The following is a 20,398-nucleotide window of genomic DNA, read 5'->3' as shown; positions in this document are numbered from 1 at the left end:
TACCGTCCGCCATCGGTGCCGGCCTCCCTTATTCACCTGACCCGAAGGAGATCAGATGGTCACACGACGCACTTTTCTGACCACACTCATGGGGTCGATTTCAGCAATAGCTCTGTCTGGTTGCGGTCAATGGAGGCGTTTCTTCCAGCCCGAGGTCTCGCGCACAGCCATCGACATCCACACGCATTTCTTTAACGGCCGCGATGTGCCCATCGTCGGTTTCTTGCAGCAGACCCAGCTTCGGGATGCCCATGCGGCCGTGGACCCACAGATGCGGTCGGATGCATTTTTGAAACTGCTCAAGGCGATCCTTTTGGCCAAAACCCCGACAGCCGCCGAAGAGTTGGCCGCGCTAGAAAAGGGCAGGGCGCCTATGTCCCGTGATGCAGTGGAGGCGCAGGACGAGGCCAAGGTCGCAGAGGCTTTGGAACGCTTCTCGCGTTCAACGGGGCAGGCGACAGCTGGGCTGCGGACATCACAATTTGCCGAAGAAGCTATTTTGGACAGGATCGCCGCCGAGGTCGGCGCGACGCCCACGCGAAAAGGGCTTCAGACCCAGCGAGCGCAAACCACGCTTCTGGCCTCTCGCATCTATGCGAAAGAGACGAACACAGAGGCAAAGTCGCTGAGCAGAGGCCAAGAAAGAGAATATGTCCACCGCTCGTCGCTCATGCAAACCATACGTTGGGCGGGTCTGCTCACGCGCAGTCGTCTCGATATTCTGGCCGAGTTGGACCGACTGTACGGCCAAGAAGGGGGGATCAGGATTTTCTCTCCGTCGCTCGTGGATTTCGGAGCTTGGTTTTTTACCGAAGAGAGTGTGACCCCGATCGAAGACCAGATCGAAGTGGTCGCTCGGATTACGCAGGTCTATGAAGAGGCGCTGATCCTGCCCTTTGCTCCGTTCTGCCCGTTGCGGGCTGCGCTCGAACGCGAGGACGACCCCGAGATCGATCCGCTGCGCAATGTCAAACACGCTGTGCTGGAACGTGGTTTTCTGGGGGTGAAACTCTATCCACCGATGGGGTTTCGGCCCGTCGGCAATGACAGCGATCTAAGTTGGGTGCCGCGCAAGCCTGTCAAAGGTGGCGCGGCGTTGGACCGCGAGCTGGACGATCTGTTTGGCTGGTGTGTCGAGAACGAGGTCGCGATCAAAGCCCACGCCACCAATTCGATTGCCGCTGGCCCGGACACGGGGCGCTTTGCCGATCCGGCTGGCTGGCAAGTTTTAATGCGAGATCAGCGCTTCACCGATCTGCGCCTGAACCTTGCCCATTTCGGCGGCTTTGACGAGACAGATACCACCCGTGCGTTCACTTCTGGCGGGAACTGGGAAGAGACCCTGGTCGAGATGGTCGAGGAATTTCCCAATGTCTATTTTGATTTGGGCTATTGGAATGAAGTGACCGAAGGGGATGCGGCCTCGCAAGAGCGCGTGTTGACGCTGACCTCTGATCTGCTGGAGCGCCATCCAGAGATGGTGAACCGGATGATGTACGGATCTGATTGGTCCATGATCGGCAAAGAACCCTCGCATCCCGAATACCTTGCCAAGGTTCTTGGCGTTCTCGAGCAACTCTCTCTGACAGACACGCAGATACAGCGTGTCATGGGGGGGAATGCGGCGCGATACCTCGGGCTTGATCATTCAGGGCCGCCCCGCGACAGGCTGCAAAAGGCTTATGCCGATCACCCTGTGTACCAGTCGGTCTTCACCTGACCCACACCAGCCAGCAAGAGGACGAGAGACATGAAAACCCATGGGACTGTACTTCTTTTGGCCACTCTTGCCGGACCGGCCGGCGCACAATCCCTGAGCCCCGAAGAAGGGCAAGAGGCACTGGCGGCCCTAGCAGACGCTGCGCGTACGTCACGCGCAACGATGAATTTCGAGAGCTTTCGGGACCAGACCCTGTACCTGCCCGAAACGGGAAAGTTCTATGTCAACGGGGACACGCCCATACGCAACGAGAAGCTATTGCGCGAGTTCTGGATGCAGAACGTCCGCACTTTGCCGCAAGCCTCCGAAGGTGCCGTGCCGGAATTCACGGTTCTGAATGTCGGCGGCCTTGATCAGATCTGGGATGCCAATACGCGGAAAGCCCTGACCTTTTGCGTCAGCGATGACTTTGGGCCGCGCCATCCGCTGGTTGTCGGAGACATGCTTGCTGCGGCTGCCTCGTGGGAGGCTGTGGCCGATCTGGATTTTATCTACTTGCCCGAAGAAGACGGCAATTGCACGCAAACCAATAGCAACGTTCTGTTCGATGTCAGGCCGGTCGATGCGGGCGGGGAATTTCTGGCCGCAGCCTTTTTCCCGAACGATCCCCGCAGTGATCGTAGCGTAGTGATTGATCCATCGTCCTTTGCGCTCGATCCCAATGACAACCTGACCCTGCGCGGCGTTCTGCGCCACGAACTGGGGCATGTGCTTGGCGGGCGTCACGAACACACCCGCCCTGATGCAGGGGCATGTTTCGAGGACAGCGATTGGCGTGGCGTGACGGACTATGATGCGTTCTCGGTAATGCATTACCCGCAGTGCAACGGGCTTGGGGATTGGTCTCTGACCCTGACAGATCAGGACAAGAACGGGGTCGCCTGCCTTTTTGGGCCGGCCGATGGCTTCCAGATCGACGCAGCGGTCTGCTCACCGCCCGATCAAGTCGCGAGCTTGCAGGAGTTTGGACCGTTTGACCTTGCCCAAGGCGCTTTGCAGATGGTCTGGCAGGGGCCCGTGATGGAAGGAGAGCCCTTTCGGGCGGAAATGACCGGAACTGGTGATCCGGATCTCTACGTAAAGTTCGATGGGGCTGCGTTGGTCTCTAGCTACGATTGCCGTCCCTACAATGCGGGCGCGGACGAGGTCTGCGCATTTGACGTGCCAAAGGGCAAAACACTCGTTTCGGTCGCGGTGCATGGCTACGAGGCCGCGACGTTCAATGTCGTTATCGACACACCGCGTCCCTGAACGAACCAGCAGAGAAAGGACATGTCATGGGCTTGAAATCCGCGCTCGCTCTTTTCCTCGGACTGGCGGGCGCTGCACCGGCGATGGTGCCAGAGACCGCAGTGGTCTGGCGGTCACGAGCAAACAATGATGCCGCGCTGGCGATCGAGATCGAGCAGCTCTTTCTGACGCTGTATAATTCAGGAAATCTGACCCTGCGCGAAGAGGTCATCGGCGCCCCTCCGTTTGTCGAAGTTCTGCTGAGAAACCAAGGTGTGATGCACGGGGCGCACTTTCCTGAATCCCTTGATGCGATGATGTGCGACATCAATCCGGGGCTTTGCCGTAGGACGCGCACACCGGTATCAGACAAGCAGCTGTCCAACGCTGTGGAGCATGTGGGCGGGTTTGCACCAAGTCGTGGAAACTGGCGGCTGAGTGCAGATGATGTGGTGAAAATCCCGGACTATTCCTTTCGACCTGTCACCACATTGGTCCGTGTTCCGGCCCCGGAGGGGTGGAGCGTGAGTAGCTACTCGCCCGAACCCGGCCTTGATTGTTCAGCATGGAAGATGAGTTGCAAAGAGCTCGTCGCAACTTTTAACCCGCGTCTTCTGAAGTCCGTAAATGCAGGGGCAACGATCACCATTCCCCGTCAGCAATACGAGACGAATTTATGGCTCCAGCCGGACGAGTCCTCGGAGCTTCTGAGCAGTTTGATGAACCTGCGCGAAGAGCAGGATGCGCCAGTCGCAGAGGCCAGCGCAGCGCAGACCACAGAGAAAACCTTTGCGCCTGCGTCCAACTTTTCGCCGAGCTGGAACTCCAATCTGCTAAAGCAGTCGCCCGCGGATTTAACCCTGCAAGGGGTGCGCAATAACCTGCGCCCCTTAGGCTCTGTAGACCTGAAATGGTCTGGGGACGAGCCCTTGATGGAAGAGCAGATTGACATGTTCGAAGTCATTCATCACCCCTTCGCCAAACGCAAAGATCTGGGGCACAGCTTCCAGCGTCCGGTGGATGTCGTGGTGATCGACGCGCCATTGTCGATGGGACATTGCGATCTGCCAGATCTTTTGAAGCCGGACGGGGATGTTATCCCCCGCGCCGAAATGGGCCCTGATGAAACCTGCGACCAGCTTGATCCTGCGGCATTGTCGGATGCGGATCATGCGGCGGCCGTTGCGGGGGTGATTGCGGCGCCAGCCAACCAACTCGGGACACTTGGGATCAATCCAAATGCGCGGCTCTGGATGTTGGGGCTGGACCGGAATGTACCAGCGGACCAAGGTATTTTCGCTCTGATAGAGCAACTTTTGATCGGCATCCCAAAGGACGCGCGGGTCGCGAACCTGAGCTTCGGGATGCAGCCAAAATTCACGGGTCGCGAAGAAGTCAGAGCAGCTTTGGCCATTCACGGCAGCCGTATGTTGATCGTTGCCGCCGCGGGGAATGAGAACCGCGAGATGACAAAAGAGAACTGCCCAATCCTGCCCGCCTGTATGAATGATCTGGACAACGTGATCACCGTGGTGGGATTGGATGGCCAGAACGTCTGGAGCAGTCAGACTGCTGGGTCCAACCGTAGTCCGCGTTTTGATATCGGTGCACCTGCGGTGAACATTTTGACGACTGTGACAGGAAACCGGTTCGCAGTGCAAAAGGGCACCTCTTTTGCCGCGCCGCAAGTGTCGGCTGTGGCCTCGTTGATCTTCGCATCTGGCGAATTTATTTATGGCGACGAACTTGGCGAGGGCGGGGGGCAGCTTTCTCCGAAGATCGTAAAGGACAGGCTCAGCTACACGGCAGACTTCTTTCCCCAGTTGGCGGGGGCACTGCGGGACGGGCGGCTCAATGTTTCGCGGGCGATCCACCTTCACGAGGCTCAGTTTGAACTTTTTGACGGGCGGACAATCACGGGGCAAGTGATTGAGGCACCCGCAGGCTTTGTCTGCAAAAGTCCACACGCCGATCAAGGCTACCAGAACTGGTACAACGTCCGCAGGTTGGGCTGGAACGATGCAAAGAAACGCCACTTTATCTTCAAGCACACCGGCGGCGCGTTGGGCGGACGCTACGGAGCGCTTGAACGCGACCCATCTTGCCTCGTACGAACGCTCTCGGCTGAAATCACAGTCCTGACGCGGGACGCGCAGGACCGCTCAGAAGAAGTGACCTTCGAATTTCGCGATATTCGCGATTATACCAGCCCGCTGTTCGACGAATGAGACGGCTCTGGGCCCTATTGTTGTGCGGTGCAGGTTCGGCAACCGCTCAGGATGTGCCGGTGCTCGAGGCGTTTGTCGATGGGCAGATCGAAGAGCGGAAAATCTGGATCGACAAAAGCCAATGGTTGGGCGATCGCGGCGCGGTCTGGTCGGACGAGATTAGTCTGGCAGGGGCGGACTACATCCGGCTGCTGCTGCGCACCGAAGGGGCGTCTTTCCCGGACGATGCCCGATTGGTCATTTTCGGCGCGATGGATCAAAGCCTTGAAGTCGGCTTGGCGGCGATCCCCGAGGCGGGTCAATGGACACCGCTACTGCCATTTGGTCGGGCGCGGCTCGCACTGGTTTCAGACAGCAGGCTTCCTGATACCGCCGCACTGGTAATCGAGAGCATTGCTATCCAAAGCACCAAGATCGCGCGGTATTCGACCTATGGGGAAAACCAGCTGACTCCGATCAACAACCCAGAGGTGCCTGAGGAATTTCAGGCTCTGGGCCCTCCCGTCGCGCTGCTTTCGTTTGTAGAGGGCGGGTTTGCACGGACCTGTTCTGGCTTCTTGATCGGGTCGGATCAGCTCATGACCAACGAGCACTGCATTCGTGATCAAGAAACCTGTGCGAGCATGACGGCGGTGTTTGGCTACGAATATGATCAGACCGGGCGGCTTGGGATCGGGGCTCAAGCCACCTGCGCAGGGGTAGATTTGTTGCGGATGAACCCCGCCCTAGATGTCAGTGTCGTGACGCTGGATCGGCCCATGGACGACGCCTACGGACTGGTTGAAATCCTTCCTATGGAGACCGTGCCGGAAATGCCGATGGTTGTTGTGCAGCACTCCGGCTCGCAGCCCAAGCAAATCTCGATGCTTGACTGCACGGCGGGCGAGCTTCGCGTGGCAGGACGGGGGGAGGCGACAGATTTCACCCACACTTGCGACACCTCTGGCGGGTCGTCCGGTGCACCGGTCTTTGACAGGCAGGGGCGGCTGGTGGGGCTGCATCATTTCGGATTTCAAGACGGCGATGCTTGGGACAGCAATCGGGCCGTTCACCTTGATCTGATCGCTGACTGGCTGAATACAGCTGCGGAGGACAAAGGAGAGTAGCGGGCGTGCCCGCTACCCCAAGAGAGATCAGTTTTTGACCAGCATTTTGCGCGGCAGATCACAAAAGACTTCGGGCGCGCCGTCGGTGATGGCGATGGACTCTGTGGTCTCGTAGCCCCAAGTCTCCATCCAAAGGCCCGTCATGAAATGGAAAGTCATCCCAGGCTGCAACTCGGTCATGTCGCCGCGGCGCAGGGACATGGTGCGCTCGCCCCAATCCGGCGGGTAGCTCAGGCCGATAGAGTAGCCACAGCGGTTGTCTTTGACAATTCCACGCTTTTCCAATGACTTGAAGAACGCATCTGCCACGTCGTGACAGGTGTTGCCTGCCCGCGCGGCCTCAAGGCCCGCGTCCATGCCCTCGAGTACGGCTTTTTCTGCTTCGATGATCTCTTGCGGCGGTTTGCCCAGGAAGATCGTCCGCGACAGGGGCACGTGGTAGCGCTGATAGCAGCCCGCGATTTCAAAGAACGTGCCTTCGTTCTCTTTCATCGGCAGGTCATCCCACGTCAGGTGCGGGGCGGCGGCGTCAGGGCCAGAGGGAAGCAGCGGCACAATTGCGGGATAGTCACCGCCATGGCCGTACCATTCGTCGTAGCGCAGGCCTGCGTCATAGATTTCCGCCACCAGATCGCACTTGCGCACGCCGACCTCAATCTTGTCGGCGATGCGATGGTGCATCCGCTCGACGATGCGGGCGGCTTGGCGCATGTATTCCAGCTCTTTCTCGGATTTGACCGCGCGCTCCCAGTTGATGAAGCCGGTCGAGTCCTTGAATTTCGCGTTGGGCAGGCCGTTTTGCAGACGCTCGAAGGCGCGGGCCGAGAACCAGTAGTTGTCCATCTCGACGCCGATGGTGCCTTTATCCCAGCCCATATCGGTCAGGCGGTCGCACAGGTATTCCATTGGGTGGATTTCCGTCGACTGCACGTAATGGTCTGGATAGCCGATGACGTTGTCGCGGCCGACCCAAACCGTGCGATAGGCGCCTTGGGCGTCCTGAGAGCGGCCAAACCAGACCGGATCACCCGTGGGCCCGATCACAACGCACTGGTGCACATAGAAGGACCAGCCCCCATAGCCAGACACCCAAGACATGTTCGAAGGGTCGCTGATAATCAGCATATCGAGCCCTTGCTTTTCCATCTTGGCGCGGATTTTGACCAGCCGCGCGCGGTACTCTTCGGTGGTGTACCGCTCTGGTGTTCGTTGCAGTTTGTTCATGTAGGCCTTTCGTTCAAGTCGTGCCGACCTGCACATTGGCGGGGCCAAAGACAGGGCGGGGCATCGCGCCAGAGGTGTCCCAAGGTGGCCTTGCCTGATCGGGTCAGGCGGTCGGGCTTGGTCTCGGTCGGGACCAAATCGGCCCGCCGGTCATGCGATAGGGCGATCCTGTCAATCTCATGAACGCTCGGCAAGTGGGTGCGATGAAATTTCGCTGTTACCTGATACGGAAGGACAGATTATGTCTTGGATTGACAAATCCTTGCGCCTCGCGGAACAACCTGTGCATGGACCGCACCCGCCTTGATGACCGAGATATCGCCATTCTAGCCACCCTCAGCCGAGAGGGCCGGATCGCCAAAACCGAATTGGCGGCGCGGGTGAACCTGTCGCCGACGCCATGCTGGGAACGGATGAAGCGTCTGGAAAAGGCGGGCTTGATCCGCGGCTACCGCGCCGAAATCGACCTAGAGGCGTTGGGGCCCCACGTGCAGGTCTTTGTCACGGTCGAGCTTGAAAGCCACAAGGCAGAGAGTTTTCAACTGTTCGAACGCACTGTGGGCCGGATGGACACAGTGACGGGCTGTTGGGCGATCGGTGGCGGCTATGACTATCTGATGCAGCTGGTCACGACAGATGTCGCCACTTTCCAAGAGCTTATGGACGGTCTGCTGGAAAGCCGCGCGGGCGTGCGCCGCTACTACAGCTATATCGTAACCAAGCCCATCAAAGCGGATCCGCCAGCTATGGGACTCTTGCGCGGGGACTAGAGATTTCCTCTGGCCAAGGCCGCGGGAAAAGAGAACCTCTCTGCCGTTTTTACTCAGAACAGCGAAAACCTCTCTCTGGGGCGGTCTAAGGTCGTGGTGAAAGGAGACCACAGCCATGACCGAGATGTCGAAGCGTTTGACGCCATGGATTACTGACGCGGCCCTCCTGCGCGGGAACGGAGATTTCGCAGGGCAGGGGCGGCTGGCCGTCCGCGACCCCGCCACCGGAGATCTGGTGGCGCAGGTCGCTCTAAGCGACGCCACCGGTGCCCGCGCTGCCGTAGAGGCTGCCGATGAGGCTTTTGGCGATTGGGCGGGCATGCTGCCGCAAGATCGCGCTACACTGCTGCACCGTTGGCACGACCTGATCCTAGATGCCAAAGAGGATCTGGCCCAGATCATGGTCGCCGAACAGGGCAAGCCGATCAGCGAAGCGAGGGGCGAGATTGACTACGCCGCCAGCTTTGTCCGGTTCTATGCCGAAGAGGCCTTGCGCCCGAATATAGAGGGCGTCACCAGCCATCTGCCCGACGCAGAGATGGAGTTGTGGCGCGAACCCGTAGGCGTGGCTGCACTGATCACTCCTTGGAACTTCCCGAGTGCGATGATCACCCGCAAGGCTGCTGCTGCGCTGGCAGCCGGCTGCACGGTCATCATCCACCCTTCTGCCGAAACGCCGCTGTCGGCGCTGGCGCTGGCCGAATTGGCGCGCCGCGCAGGCTTCCCCGAGGGAGTGATGAGCACTGTGGTGGGCGATGCTGCCACCATCGTGGGCGAGTGGACTGCCGATGCGCGGGTGCGGGCGCTGTCTTTCACTGGGTCAACCGAAGTGGGCAAACTGCTCTATCGCCAGTCCGCAGATACGGTGAAACGTCTGGTGCTGGAATTGGGCGGCCACGCGCCGTTCATTGTCTTTGACGACGCTGATCTGGACCGCGCAGTCACCGAAGCTGTCAAAGCCAAGTTCGCGACTTCGGGGCAGGATTGCCTAGGGGCAAACCGCATTTACGTGCAGCGCGAGGTTTACGCCGAGTTTTGTGCACGCTTTACCCAAGCGGTCCAAGCGCTGAGCATGGGCAGCGGCCAGAACGACCCCGATATCGGACCGTTGATCAACGAAAAGGCGATCCAGAAGCAGGTCGAGCAAGTCACCGATGCACTTGCCAACGGCGCCAAAGTGCTGACCGGCGGCGCTGTGGACGAAAGCCTTGGCCCGCTGTTTTTCCAGCCGACGGTGCTGGCCGATGTGCCCGACACCGCCGCGATCATGAGCCAAGAGAACTTTGGCCCCGTCGCGCCAATCACCGCCTTTGACACCGAAGAAGAGGTGATCCAGCGCGCCAATGCCACGGAATACGGGCTGGTCGCTTATGTGCACAGTCTGGATCCGCGCCGCATCTACCGCCTGACCCGCGCCCTGCAATTCGGCATGGTGGCGGTCAACCGGACCAAGGTAACGGGCGCGCCGATTCCCTTTGGCGGGGTCAAACAATCCGGTCTGGGGCGCGAAGGTGCGCGCCAAGGCCTCGAAGCATTCACTGACATTAAATACGTCTGCCGCGATTGGGGCTGACAGGAGAGGACCTATGCTAAGAAACGATATGCTCGAACAGTGGGATCGCGAAAACTTCTTCCATCCCTCGACCCATCTGGCCCAATTTGCCCGAGGCGAGGCGCCCCAGCGCGTGATCAAAACCGCAACCGGATGCCATATCGAGGACCGTGACGGCACCAAACTGCTGGACGCGTTCGCTGGCCTATATTGCGTGAACGTGGGCTATGGTCGCACGGATATCGCTGATGCGATTGCCGATCAGGCGCGTGAACTGGCCTATTACCACTCGTATGTGGGCCACGGCACCGAAGCCAGCATCACACTGGCGAAAATGGTTCTGGACCGCGCGCCTGACCACATGTCCAAGGTTTACTTCGGTATGTCCGGCTCTGATGCGAACGAAACCAACATCAAACTGGTCTGGTACTACAACAATATCCTTGGCCGCCCCGAGAAGAAGAAGATCATCTCGCGCTGGCGCGGCTACCACGGGTCGGGCCTGATGACCGGCTCGCTGACGGGTCTGGAACTGTTCCACAAGAAATTCGACCTGCCGCTGACCCAAGTCATTCACACCGAGGCGCCGTATTACTATCGCCGCAACGATGTCTCGATGACCGAAGAGCAGTTCGTGGCCCATTGCGCTGCCGAACTGGAGGCGCTGATTGAGCGCGAGGGCGCGGACACCATCGCTGCCTTTATCGGTGAGCCTGTTCTGGGCACCGGCGGCATTGTGCCCCCGCCCGCAGGCTATTGGGAGGCGATCCAGCCGATCCTGCAAAAGCATGACATCCTGCTGATCGCAGATGAGGTTGTCACCGGTTTCGGCCGCTTGGGCAGCATGTTCGGCTCGCTTCACTACGATCTGAAGCCTGACCTGATCACCATCGCCAAGGGTCTGACCTCGGCCTATGCGCCGCTGTCCGGTTCGATCGTCAGCGACAAGATGTGGAAAGTGCTGGAGCAGGGCACCGACGAAAACGGCCCCATTGGCCACGGCTGGACCTACTCGGCGCACCCCATTGGCGCGGCGGCAGGCGTTGCCAACCTGAAGCTGATCGACGAGCTGAACCTTGTTCAGGCGGCAGGCGAGAATGGCGCTTACTTCCAGGCGGCTCTGCGGAATGCTCTGTCCGAGCACGCAAATGTCGGCGAAATTCGCGGCGAGGGCATGATGGCCGCGATCGAGTTTGTGGCAGACCGCGACAGCCGCACCTTCTTTGATGCGTCCGAGAAGGTCGGGCCGAGCGTTGCGGCGGCCTTGCTAGAGCAGGGCGTGATCGGCCGCGCGATGCCGCAGGGCGATATCCTTGGCTTTGCGCCGCCCTTCTGCCTGACACAGGCCGAGGCAGACGAAGTGGCCGAGAAAACTGCCAAGGCTGTAGCGCAGGTTCTGGGCTAAGACCTTGGATAGGGCTCCGCCTGCGGGGCCGCAAATATTGGATGACGGGGCCGTGATTGGACTGTCCCGTCATTTCCCTCTCTGAATGAGAAGATCGGGCAGTGTACACGCTGGCTCCGAGTCTATTGGCAAACGAGGTTCAGAGAGACCCATGAAGATCGCCTTTTTCGCGGGGCTTACCCTTGCAGGTTTTGGAACCTGCGCGGCGGCGGAACTCTGTAATTACCGGCCCAGTGCTTTGATGGGCGCCGGGGCGGCTGCGGCCAAAGAGCATTCGGGCGCCGCCATCCAAACCGCCGGAAGCGCAGCCAAAGCCGCTGGGTTCTACACTTTGACCCAAGTCGTCACAGGCGGCTCTGTCTCTGCTGCGGGCGCGGCCAGCGCTGGCGCTGCGGCGACGGGCACCACTGGCCTTCTTGGCAGCGTCGGCTCTGTCGCAGCGGTTCTGACTGCCCCTGCGACGCTCATTGGGGCGGCTGTCGTCGGCGGTGGCGGTTTGCTCTACGAGGGCTATTGCTATTACGCGGTTGATGATCGGAAAACCGACCCCAAAGAGGTCCTGCCCATTCTGCAAAACCTCGGTGACAATGCCGATCCGGACTTTCTGCGCCTGGTGGATCTGACCTTCCCCGCGGATCAGCTTGACCCGTCGATCACGGCAAAAGACCTCGAACTCCAAGAAACACACCTGCTGAAGATTGCCAAAGAATGGAACACCCATGGAGATCCCATGGCATGGACCTCGTATCGTGCGTCGCGCCTCTATGTTGTGAACGGCCAATTGCGGTACAAAGATTTTGGCCGCGACACGCGGATCGGTGATCTGGGATTTGTAGTCGCGCGGCCAAAGGCAGAGACACCGGATACCGTCGATGGGCTGCTCCCTGCTGAGCCGACACTGGTACAAGAGGCGATGCCCGAAATGCCTGCAACGCCCCAAGAGTAGACTTGGCAAAGGGTTCATGGGGTAGTGCTTTGGTTCAATCATAGCCTGTGGTCTAAGACACCTTATGGACACTCACATCGGCCTATCGCGCGTAGTTTTCTATGCGCTACTCACATCTCTTACGGCATTCAGCATTGATGCGTTGATGCCGGCGCTTCTGGTGATCGGGGCGCGTGTGCCATCGTCGCAGCATTTTGCCCCGCATCACCTGATCTCGCTGTTTATCGCGGGCATGGTAATCGGAGAGCTGTTTGTTGGACCGATATCAGACGCTATTGGCCGGAAAAGAGCCCTTCTTTTGGGATTAATGATCTATGTAGCGGGGACAGTGATTTGCCTTTTGGCCCCGTCAATAGAGATGCTGGTGGCGGGCCGTATCGTACAGGGGATCGGCGTTGCCGGGCCAAAGATCGCGACCCGTGCCATGATCCGGGACCAGTTCGCAGGCGATGCTATGGCCCGCGTGATGTCATTCCTATTTTCACTATTCATCCTTGTACCGATGATCGCGCCCATGTTTGGGCAGGGGCTGATGATCCTTGGGGGCTGGCCCGCGATCTTTTACGCCTATCTTGTTGCCGCGGCTGGGTTGTCGGCGTGGTTGCTCTGGAAACAGCCGGAAACGCTGCCTCTGGACAGGCGCATTCCTTTTTCGGGCAGGCGCATTTTCGGGAACATTTCACGTATTCTGTCGAACCGGCGTGTCGTACTGCTGATCGTCGCCACAGGTTTGGTATTCGGGGCACAGCTGACCTACCTGAGCCTCTCGGCTCAAGTTCTGGCGTCGGTCTATGAGATCACCACCGGCTTGCCCTACATTTTCGCACTTCTTGCTGGTGGCATCGGGCTGGCGTCGTTTCTGAACGGACGGGCCGTAGTCCGCTTTGGCAGCACCTCTTTGGCGCGGGCGGGCTTCTGGGGGTTATGTCTGACCGGCTGCGCTCTCACTTTGGCTGGGCTGGTCACTGGGGGCGCCCCGCATATAGTGATCTTTATTTCCCTGAGCGTTGGCGCGTTTTTCTCGATCGGTATCTTGTTCGGCAACCTGAATGCTATGGCGCTTGAGGATTTGGGCCAGATGGCGGGCATTGCGTCCTCGGTGGTTGCCTCGATTTCAAGCTTGGTGGCGACGCTCTTTGCGCTCGGGATTGCTGTAATGGGGACAGACACTGTGATGCCCTTGGCGCTTGGGCTTTTGATCGCAGGGGCGGTCGCACTCGTCCTGTCGGAACATGCAGCATCAGCGCCGCGCATCCCCGTTATTCCGCTGCGATGAGGGCCGTTTTGCCTTTGCCTCGAGCAGCGTTCCGGTGTTCGATACCCGAAATAATGGAACGGAGGTCTTCATGGAACAGCGCGCCTTAGGTCACACGGGTAAATTGGTGTCTTCTATCGGTTTAGGAGGCATGAGCTTTTCCGATTTCTATGGTCCGACCGATCAGGCAGAATCCTTCGAGGTTATGGAACTGGCGCTGGAATTGGGGATCAACCACATCGATACCTCGAACATCTACGGGATGGGCCGGTCTGAAACAGTGATCGGCGAATTCCTAAGGGCCCATGGCGGCGAGAGCCCGTTTGTGATTGCGACCAAAGCGGGCATCACCAGCGATCCAGAGACCGGCGCGCGGTGCTTTGACAACTCAGCGCAGCACCTACGCTCCCAGCTCGAGGGGAGCCTGAAGCGGCTAGGCCTTGAGCATGTTGATCTCTTTTATGTCCACCGCCGCCAGCACAGCATCCCGATCGAAGAGGTGACCGGAACCCTCGTTGCTCTGAAACAAGAAGGCAAGATCGGCGGCTTCGGCTTTTCTGAAATCGCGCCCTATTCGTTGCGGGATGCGTCCGAAATTCATCCTGTCGATGCCGTGCAGAACGAATATTCCCTGTCCACGCGGCTTCCGGAAATGGGCATGAATCAGGAATGCGCGCGCCTAGGCACCTCGATGGTGGCGTTTTCCCCAGTCGGGCGGGGGCTTTTGACCGACACGCCACCAGACGCCGAACGCGCTGCGGGCAATCCATTCCTTGGGGTGAACCCGCGCTTCACGGGCACAAATCTGACCCGCAATCTCGAACGCGCCAAGGCCTTTGCCAAACTCGCGGCAGAGATGGGGGTCAGTACCGCAGGTCTTGCGAACGGCTGGGTGCTGGCCCAAGGCCCGCAGGTCCTCTCCATTCCGGGGACGCGTTCGACCACCCATCTGCGCCAATTGGTCGAAGGGGCGCACCTGACACTGACTGACAGCGATTTCGCCCGCATCGAAGAGGTCTTGCCCGTGGGATGGGCCGCCGGCGACCGATACTCCGAAGCGCAAAACCTCGGGCCCGAGCGCTACTGCTAGTCGTCATCGCTCTGGCCTCGTGGCTTCTTTTTGCGAAAAATACTCATAGCGCAACACAAGCCACATGGTCTGAGCCCAGAAACCTCTAGATCCGAACCGAACCAAGCCGCCGCGCGTCTTCAATGGCCGCAGGCACGGTCCGCTTGGCTCCGGCGCGCGCATCACCAAGAACGATCGCTTCGGGCCGGATCAAGGATAGTCCCGCGTCCGAAGCCGGGCACCAGCCCGTGCTGTCCACCAATCCAGCATCACCCGCGATGGCGCCCGCCATCTGGGGCGTGACAAAGTTCACCACATCCGCGGTAATTCGGCCGAGGTCGGTCTCGATGATACCTGCGTCAACGTCGACAGAGATGACGTTGGCGCTTTGCCATGTCACCTCTGCGCCAAGCTCCGGGATATCAAACCCTGTGGAATCGGTAGAGCTCAGAACAGTCATCCGTGCCTCCGGTTTCCAAACTGCAAGCAAGCGGGCCAAGGTCGAGACCCGCTCTTGCGCGACCTGCGGATGGCTCAACTCTGCTGGCAATCGCAGGACCAGATGCCCCGCTTCGGGCATCGCCTTGATCATCGCGGTCAGCCGCTGCGCTTCGCGGGCGCTGCCCCAAGCCGCTGGCCAGAAGTGCCGGCCTCGGGCGCCGTAGCCTTGAATAGGTTCGGGACGGTTTCGTGTACCGGGGGCCAACACGACACGATCATAGGCCAGCCGCTGGCCGCGAAACAGGTCGATGCGGGCGGCTGTCCAATCAATGCCGGTCACTTCGTCCAACACGATTTCGACCCCGGCGGCGGAGAGTGCGTCCCATGCAGGGCCAGCGCTGGGTTTTGCAAAGGGGCCATTTTGTGCCGAGCGCCGCAGCCCGCTCGGATTTCGCTCAATCAGGGTAACGCGCAGATCGGGACGGGCGCGTTTCAACTTTAGGGCGGCCGTTGCTCCAGCAGGGCCGCCGCCGATGACGGCGATGGGCGCTGCGCGGGCCGCGAACTCGGTGCCGAAACCGGCAAAGCCTGCGGCCGCTCCGGCAAGCAATGTGCGGGTGAAGTGGCGTCTGGTCAGTCGGGTCATTGGGAATACTCCGGACAGGAAGACTGCGTTATTTCTTCTTTTCAAGCAGTTCGGCTTCGGGATGGATTGGGCGGTAAATCTCTACGCGGTCCCCGGCATTGACGGGTTTATCGAGCTTGGCCATCGCGCCAAAGATCCCCACTTTGTTCACCGATAGGTCGATCTCGGGAAAGCGGTCTAGTAAGCCGGACAACTGGATCACTTCGGCGACGGTCGCGCCCTCTGGGACGTCGATGGTCATCCAGACCTGTGATCCGGCCTTGGCAAAAGCGACACCGACATTCATGAGGTCTCTCCGCTTTCAGCGGGCTGGGGTAGGGCACCAACCGCGGTAAAAATCCGCCCTTCGCGCGGAGTGGCACCGCTGGCAGGCGCGGCTTTGCGCTGGTCAAATGCGGCCTTGAGCGCGAGCAAAGCCCCCAGCGCGATAAAGCCGCCTGGGGGCAGGATCAGCAGCAAAAACCCTTGGTACTCGGGGAAAATCGTCACCTCGAGGAAGCCCATTTGGGGTCCAAGTAGGAGCGCCGCGTTGGCAAATAGAGTGCCAGAGCCAAAGATTTCGCGCAGCGCTCCCAGTAGGGTGAGCGCAGCGGTAAACCCGACGCCCATCATCAGCCCGTCCAGCGCAGAGACAACGGGGCCATTTTTGGAGGCAAACGCCTCGGCCCGTCCGAGGATAGCGCAATTGGTGACGATCAGCGGGATAAATAGGCCCAGAACCTTGTGCAGATCATGGAGCCAAGCGTTCAAGGCCATGTCGACAACGGTCACGATGCAGGCAATGATCAGAACAAAGACGGGAATGCGGATTTCAGGCGTGATCGTCTTGCGCAGCAGGGACACGGCAAGGTTCGACGCCACCAGAACGACGGTTGTCGCCAGTCCCATGCCAAGTCCGTTCGTCGCCGTGCCGGTCACAGCCAGCAATGGACACAGGGCCAGAAGCTGGCCAAACACGACGTTATTTTGCCAGAGTCCGTCTTTGATGATCTTGGTGTAATCGGTCACGAGCGGGTCTCCTTTGGGGCAAGCAGGGTGTTTCGGTTTCGGTCAAACAGCGCGAGGGCGCGTTGGACCGTGCCGACGACCGCGCGGGGGGTGATCGTTGCGCCAGAAAACTGGTCGAAAACGCCGCCGTCCTTCTGGACTTTCCAGCCCTCGGGGCCGGGGTCGGTCAGGGAATGGCCTGTGAAATTTTCAATCCAAGGGCTCTTGGCCGTTTCGATCTTGTCCCCAAGGCCGGGGGTTTCAGCGTGGGACAGGACACGCACGCCGGTCAGGGTGCCGCTCGCGTCTATGCCCGTCAGCACACGAATTTCCCCGCCATAGCCGAAACCGGACAGGACAAAGGCGACGCCAGTGACCTCGGTCCCTTGGGCAGCGATGTAAACGGGTACGCTGCCTTCGACGCTGTCCTCGACCGTCATCAGATCGGCGGTCAGATCGTTGTCGTGGCTGTCTTCGGAAATCACTTGGGCGAGCGAGGCATAGAGATCCTCGGTCGCGCGGTCAGCGATGGCCTGACGTGTCAGATCAGCCGAGGCGGACAGGATGACTGCGGTCCCCAAGGCAAACGCGGCAAGGATAAGCCCATGCTTGATTGGTGGGTTCTGGGGTTTGCCAGTGGGGGTAGGGGTGCCGCAATGGGTCATGGCTTTTCTCCCAATTCCAGCGGCTTGCCTGCACGGGTTCGGCCAAAGATGCGGGGCCGCACGTATTCGTCGATCAGCGGTGTGGCGGCGTTCATGAGCAGAACCGCAAAGGCCACGCCTTCGGGGAAGGACCCCCAACTGCGGATCACAAAGATCAGGGCGCCGATGCCCGCGCCGTAGATCACGCGGCCCTTCGAGGTGACGGGAGAGGTCACATAGTCCGTCGCGATGAAGAATGCGCAAAGCATGGCCGAGCCGCTCACCACATGAAAGAGCGGCGGTGGGAACCGATCGGGCGCGATCACGTGTGCCAGTGCTGCCAGTCCGAACAGGGTTCCCATCATCGACAGGGGAATAGCGAGGGTGATGATCCGCAAGAGGATCAGGCAGACACCCCCCAACAACAGGAGCATCGCGCTGGTCTCCCCCAGACTGCCGGCCATGACGCCGACGAACTGGCTGCGAATGCTGTCGGATTGGTGCAGGATGTCGAGCATCGGGGTGCCAGCATCGAGGCCGCTTTTCAGGGTGCTCAGGACCGAAGCGCTGCTGACTGCGTCATAGATCGGCGCGCCGCCAAAGGTGATCGCGACCGAGGCCATCAGATCAGGGCCGCCCGTCAGTCCGACTGGGGCGACCCAGCTGGTCAATGGCACCGGCACGGCCACGAGCAACATTGCGCGGGCCACCATCGCGGGGTTGAACAAGTTTTGCCCAAGCCCGCCGAACGCATGTTTGGCGATCACGATCGCGATCCCTGATCCGGTTACACCAACCCACCACGGGGCCCAAGGGGGCAGGGTCATCGCCAAGAGCCAGCCCGTCAACAGGGCGGATCCATCCATCGCGAACCGCTTTACGGGTTTGCCCGTGACTGCCAGACAGGCAATCTCGAACACCAAAGCGGACAGAACCGTCACAACAAACAAGAGAACAGAGGGCAACCCGAACTGGGCAAAGCCGAACACCGTCGCAGGCGTCAGGCAGATCATCACCGCGAACATCGTGCGGGTCACATTGAACACGGCGTGGGTATGGGGTCCACTGGCGACTGTCGGGGCGGTCATTTCGTGGCCTCCTGCGCTGCGGCAGCTTCGGCTGCCTTTTTCGCGGCCATCTCGGCTTTGCGCTTTGCCATGGCGGCGCGCTTCTTCGCGGCAATCGCCTCTTCTCGGGCGGTGCGCGCCGCAGCGAGGCGCTTTGTTTCTTCTTGCTGGTGCTTGCGGCTTTGTTTTTCTGCCAACTTGCCACGGGCAAAGGCGAACCCTTGGACCAGCGGGATGTTCGACGGGCAGACATAAGAGCAGCAGCCGCAATTCACGCAGTCCATCAGACCGACGCGGGCAGCGCCGTCCAGATCACCAGACTGAATGCGGGCGTTCATCTCGAATGGGGTCAGCCCGCAAGGACAGGCCTGCACACAGGTGCCGCAGCGGATGCAGGGCAACATCTCTTCTTTGCGGGCCTCGGACGCGCTGAGGGCGAGGATACCGTTTGTGCCTTTGACAATCGGCACACGTTGGGTGGCGATCGGCTGGCCCATCATTGGCCCACCAAGCAGCAGGCGTTCGGGGTCTTCGGTTAGGCCGCCGCAGTGGTTGATAATGTCCAGAACTGGCGTCCCGATGCGGACGCGCAGGTTGGCGGGGCGGCTGATCGCGCGGCCCGAAACGGTCATATGGCGCGAGATCAGAGGCTCCCCATAACGCACGGCCAGATGAACGGCATATGCGGTGGCGGCGTTGTGGACCACGACGCCAAGCTCTGCGGTCAGGGTGCGGGCAGGGGTTTCCTTGCCTGTCACCATCTGGACCAAGTGCTTTTCGGAGCCCATGGGGTACTGGGTCGGGACCACCTTGACCTGCAGTCGCATACCAAGCGGGTGGTTGAAGGGGGTGATCGCAGCGGCGGCTTGGGGCTTATTGCTCTCGATCGCAAAGATGATCTCTTCGACCCCAAGTGCTTTGGCGATAATCGCGGCGCCATCGGCCACTTCCTCGGCGTGTTCGCGGATCAGGCGGTCATCGCAGGTCAGGTAGGGCTCGCATTCGGCGGCGTTGATGATCAGCGTCGTCAGGGGGTAACGGTCCCGCAGGTTTAGCTTGATCGCCGAAGGGAAGGTCGCGCCGCCCATGCCGACAATGCCCGCTTCGGCCACTTGGGCGGCAATTTCTTCAGGGCTAGCCATCTCAGGCCGCAGGCGCGGCAGACGCGGCCCCCACTCATCCAGCCCGTCGGTGCGGATGGTCACTGTGGGTACGGGCAAGCCCGAAGGGTGGGGGGCTGCGAATTCACCGACAGCGACCACAGTGCCAGAAGTCGGGCTGTGAATGTTGGCCGATACCGGACCGCGCGCTTTGCCGATCAGTTGTCCTTTGAGTACGCGGTCGCCCCGTTTGACCAGCGCTGCGGCCTCGGCCCCGATATGCTGCTGAAGCGGGATGCGCAGGAGTTTGGGCAGGGGCATTTCCTCGATCGGACAGTCTGCGGTCAGGAACTTGCGCGTCTCGGGGTGGATGCCGCCGCGGATGGAAAAAAGGTTCACCGGATTGAGGAAGGCCGCAATCGAGGACAGGTTCATTGCGCGTCTCCTTGCAAGACGGGGGTGCCTGCGCTGTCAGGGCGATCCCAATACCAACTGCGCAAGGTTTTGGATTTCTCGCGCAGGACGATTGCTTCGGTCGGGCAGACTTCGACACAGGCATCGCAGCCGATGCAGGCATCGCTGACGACTGTGTGGATTTGTTTGGCCGCGCCGATGATCGCGTCCGTGGGGCAGCGTTTGAAGCATTTGGTGCAGCCGGTGCAGTGATCTTCAAAGATAAAGGCGATGAGGGGGATGGCTTCTTCGCCCTCGGTGGACAGGTCTGCGTCAGTGCCGGTTATTTCCGCCAGTTGCAGGGCAACATCGCGCCCGCCCGGGGGGCACAGAGTCACCGGCGCAGAGCCGTCCGCGATTGCCTCGGCCGCCGAAGTGCAGCCCGCAAAGCCACACTGACCGCAGTTCGTGCCCGGTAGGCACTCCGAGATTTCGTCAACGATGGGCGGGATTTCGACGTGGAAGCGGCGGGCGGCCGTTCCCAGCAACAATCCCAGCCCCAGTCCGAGGGCCGACATGGATGCAGCGGCAGTGAACATCGGGCAACTCCTGTGG

The 20,398-nt window shown here is 60.2% G+C and carries 18 protein-coding genes; 10 read left to right on the top strand and 8 right to left on the bottom strand.

The genetic code is table 11. The features are described 5' to 3' along the window. Nucleotides 1–55 precede the first annotated feature (55 nt). From AB9K37_RS05525 to AB9K37_RS05510, 4 genes are read left to right on the top strand one after another with little or no spacing between them, the layout of a single operon-like run. Nucleotides 56–1,720: an amidohydrolase family protein gene (locus AB9K37_RS05525; protein WP_369835933.1), complete on the top strand. Its 1,665-nt coding sequence runs from the start codon at nt 56–58 to the stop codon at nt 1,718–1,720. 30 nt (nt 1,721–1,750) lie between these two features. Continuing rightward, on the top strand, nt 1,751–2,971 hold the full coding sequence (locus AB9K37_RS05520; RefSeq protein ID WP_369835932.1) for a pre-peptidase C-terminal domain-containing protein: 1,221 nt from the start codon (nt 1,751–1,753) through the stop codon (nt 2,969–2,971). A 26-nt stretch (nt 2,972–2,997) separates the two neighbouring features. Then, a complete protein-coding gene (locus AB9K37_RS05515) occupies nt 2,998–5,178 on the top strand; it encodes a S8 family serine peptidase (protein ID WP_369835931.1) in 2,181 nt (726 codons plus the stop codon). Next, the gene (locus AB9K37_RS05510; RefSeq protein ID WP_369835930.1) at nt 5,175–6,284 is read left to right on the top strand and encodes a serine protease; all 1,110 of its coding nucleotides are present in this window, start codon (nt 5,175–5,177) and stop codon (nt 6,282–6,284) included. The genes AB9K37_RS05515 and AB9K37_RS05510 overlap by 4 nt, the downstream gene beginning before the upstream one ends. 27 nt (nt 6,285–6,311) lie before the next feature. Here the strand turns inward: AB9K37_RS05510 and doeA are convergent, their stop codons facing one another. After that, entirely contained in the window at nt 6,312–7,508 is a 1,197-nt protein-coding gene (doeA, locus tag AB9K37_RS05505; RefSeq protein ID WP_369835929.1) for an ectoine hydrolase DoeA, read from the bottom strand. A gap of 287 nt (nt 7,509–7,795) precedes the next feature. On the opposite strand from doeA, the gene AB9K37_RS05500 reads away from it, so the two are divergent. The 6 genes from AB9K37_RS05500 (at nt 7,796) to AB9K37_RS05475 (ending at nt 14,526) form a co-directional block, all read left to right on the top strand. Beyond that, nucleotides 7,796–8,278 carry an Lrp/AsnC family transcriptional regulator gene (locus AB9K37_RS05500; protein WP_369835928.1) on the top strand — a complete coding sequence of 161 codons (483 nt, stop codon included), beginning with the start codon at nt 7,796–7,798 and terminating at the stop codon, nt 8,276–8,278. 115 nt (nt 8,279–8,393) lie between these two features. Then, nucleotides 8,394–9,851, top strand: a complete 1,458-nt coding sequence (locus AB9K37_RS05495; RefSeq protein WP_369835927.1) for an NAD-dependent succinate-semialdehyde dehydrogenase — start codon at nt 8,394–8,396, stop codon at nt 9,849–9,851. A 13-nt stretch (nt 9,852–9,864) separates the two neighbouring features. After that, nucleotides 9,865–11,235 (top strand): aspartate aminotransferase family protein, encoded by a 1,371-nt coding sequence (locus tag AB9K37_RS05490; protein ID WP_369835926.1) that lies wholly within the window; start codon nt 9,865–9,867, stop codon nt 11,233–11,235. A gap of 151 nt (nt 11,236–11,386) precedes the next feature. After that, complete coding sequence (locus tag AB9K37_RS05485) at nt 11,387–12,181, top strand: hypothetical protein (protein ID WP_369835925.1); 795 nt, start codon at nt 11,387–11,389, stop codon at nt 12,179–12,181. Between the two features lie 64 nt (nt 12,182–12,245). Beyond that, nucleotides 12,246–13,457: an MFS transporter gene (locus tag AB9K37_RS05480; RefSeq protein ID WP_369835924.1), complete on the top strand. Its 1,212-nt coding sequence runs from the start codon at nt 12,246–12,248 to the stop codon at nt 13,455–13,457. A 70-nt stretch (nt 13,458–13,527) separates the two neighbouring features. After that, nucleotides 13,528–14,526: an aldo/keto reductase gene (locus tag AB9K37_RS05475; protein WP_369835923.1), complete on the top strand. Its 999-nt coding sequence runs from the start codon at nt 13,528–13,530 to the stop codon at nt 14,524–14,526. Nucleotides 14,527–14,611: 85 nt separating this feature from the next. Here the strand turns inward: AB9K37_RS05475 and AB9K37_RS05470 are convergent, their stop codons facing one another. The 7 genes from AB9K37_RS05470 to AB9K37_RS05440 are packed head-to-tail and all read right to left on the bottom strand — an operon-like array spanning nt 14,612 to nt 20,382. Beyond that, a complete protein-coding gene (locus AB9K37_RS05470) occupies nt 14,612–15,592 on the bottom strand; it encodes an FAD-dependent oxidoreductase (RefSeq protein ID WP_369835922.1) in 981 nt (326 codons plus the stop codon). Nucleotides 15,593–15,620: 28 nt separating this feature from the next. Beyond that, complete coding sequence (locus AB9K37_RS05465) at nt 15,621–15,878, bottom strand: RnfH family protein (protein WP_369835921.1); 258 nt, start codon at nt 15,876–15,878, stop codon at nt 15,621–15,623. Then, entirely contained in the window at nt 15,875–16,600 is a 726-nt protein-coding gene (locus AB9K37_RS05460; RefSeq protein WP_369835920.1) for an electron transport complex subunit E, read from the bottom strand. The genes AB9K37_RS05465 and AB9K37_RS05460 overlap by 4 nt, the downstream gene beginning before the upstream one ends. Beyond that, the gene (rsxG, locus tag AB9K37_RS05455; protein ID WP_369835919.1) at nt 16,597–17,244 is read right to left on the bottom strand and encodes an electron transport complex subunit RsxG; all 648 of its coding nucleotides are present in this window, start codon (nt 17,242–17,244) and stop codon (nt 16,597–16,599) included. Before rsxG ends, AB9K37_RS05460 begins: the two co-directional genes overlap by 4 nt. Beyond that, nucleotides 17,241–18,311, bottom strand: a complete 1,071-nt coding sequence (locus AB9K37_RS05450) for an RnfABCDGE type electron transport complex subunit D (protein ID WP_369835918.1) — start codon at nt 18,309–18,311, stop codon at nt 17,241–17,243. Before AB9K37_RS05450 ends, rsxG begins: the two co-directional genes overlap by 4 nt. Next, nucleotides 18,308–19,825, bottom strand: coding sequence for an electron transport complex subunit RsxC (gene rsxC / locus AB9K37_RS05445; protein WP_369835917.1), 1,518 nt, complete (start codon nt 19,823–19,825; stop codon nt 18,308–18,310). The genes AB9K37_RS05450 and rsxC overlap by 4 nt, the downstream gene beginning before the upstream one ends. Continuing rightward, nucleotides 19,822–20,382: an RnfABCDGE type electron transport complex subunit B gene (locus tag AB9K37_RS05440; RefSeq protein WP_369835916.1), complete on the bottom strand. Its 561-nt coding sequence runs from the start codon at nt 20,380–20,382 to the stop codon at nt 19,822–19,824. The genes rsxC and AB9K37_RS05440 overlap by 4 nt, the downstream gene beginning before the upstream one ends. Nucleotides 20,383–20,398: the final 16 nt, after the last annotated feature.

The sequence above is a fragment of the Donghicola sp. XS_ASV15 genome (assembly GCF_041224595.1).
Taxonomy (GTDB): domain Bacteria; phylum Pseudomonadota; class Alphaproteobacteria; order Rhodobacterales; family Rhodobacteraceae; genus Donghicola.
Note: the sequence above shows the minus strand (reverse complement) of the source record. Positions and strands in the feature narration are given on the sequence as shown.

Excerpts from the sequence above, each read along its gene's own strand:
- AB9K37_RS05490 (WP_369835926.1), top strand. The coding sequence starts at position 9,865 with ATGCTAAGAAACGATATGCTCGAACAGTGGGATCGCGAAAACTTCTTC.
- AB9K37_RS05525 (WP_369835933.1), top strand. The coding sequence starts at position 56 with ATGGTCACACGACGCACTTTTCTGACCACACTCATGGGGTCGATTTCA.
- AB9K37_RS05515 (WP_369835931.1), top strand. The coding sequence starts at position 2,998 with ATGGGCTTGAAATCCGCGCTCGCTCTTTTCCTCGGACTGGCGGGCGCT.
- AB9K37_RS05470 (WP_369835922.1), bottom strand. The coding sequence starts at position 15,592 with ATGACCCGACTGACCAGACGCCACTTCACCCGCACATTGCTTGCCGGA.
- AB9K37_RS05500 (WP_369835928.1), top strand. The coding sequence starts at position 7,796 with ATGGACCGCACCCGCCTTGATGACCGAGATATCGCCATTCTAGCCACC.
- AB9K37_RS05520 (WP_369835932.1), top strand. The coding sequence starts at position 1,751 with ATGAAAACCCATGGGACTGTACTTCTTTTGGCCACTCTTGCCGGACCG.
- AB9K37_RS05465 (WP_369835921.1), bottom strand. The coding sequence starts at position 15,878 with ATGAATGTCGGTGTCGCTTTTGCCAAGGCCGGATCACAGGTCTGGATG.
- AB9K37_RS05485 (WP_369835925.1), top strand. The coding sequence starts at position 11,387 with ATGAAGATCGCCTTTTTCGCGGGGCTTACCCTTGCAGGTTTTGGAACC.
- doeA (WP_369835929.1), bottom strand. The coding sequence starts at position 7,508 with ATGAACAAACTGCAACGAACACCAGAGCGGTACACCACCGAAGAGTAC.
- AB9K37_RS05510 (WP_369835930.1), top strand. The coding sequence starts at position 5,175 with ATGAGACGGCTCTGGGCCCTATTGTTGTGCGGTGCAGGTTCGGCAACC.
- AB9K37_RS05475 (WP_369835923.1), top strand. The coding sequence starts at position 13,528 with ATGGAACAGCGCGCCTTAGGTCACACGGGTAAATTGGTGTCTTCTATC.
- rsxC (WP_369835917.1), bottom strand. The coding sequence starts at position 19,825 with ATGAACCTGTCCTCGATTGCGGCCTTCCTCAATCCGGTGAACCTTTTT.
- AB9K37_RS05440 (WP_369835916.1), bottom strand. The coding sequence starts at position 20,382 with ATGTTCACTGCCGCTGCATCCATGTCGGCCCTCGGACTGGGGCTGGGA.
- AB9K37_RS05480 (WP_369835924.1), top strand. The coding sequence starts at position 12,246 with ATGGACACTCACATCGGCCTATCGCGCGTAGTTTTCTATGCGCTACTC.
- rsxG (WP_369835919.1), bottom strand. The coding sequence starts at position 17,244 with ATGACCCATTGCGGCACCCCTACCCCCACTGGCAAACCCCAGAACCCA.
- AB9K37_RS05495 (WP_369835927.1), top strand. The coding sequence starts at position 8,394 with ATGACCGAGATGTCGAAGCGTTTGACGCCATGGATTACTGACGCGGCC.
- AB9K37_RS05450 (WP_369835918.1), bottom strand. The coding sequence starts at position 18,311 with ATGACCGCCCCGACAGTCGCCAGTGGACCCCATACCCACGCCGTGTTC.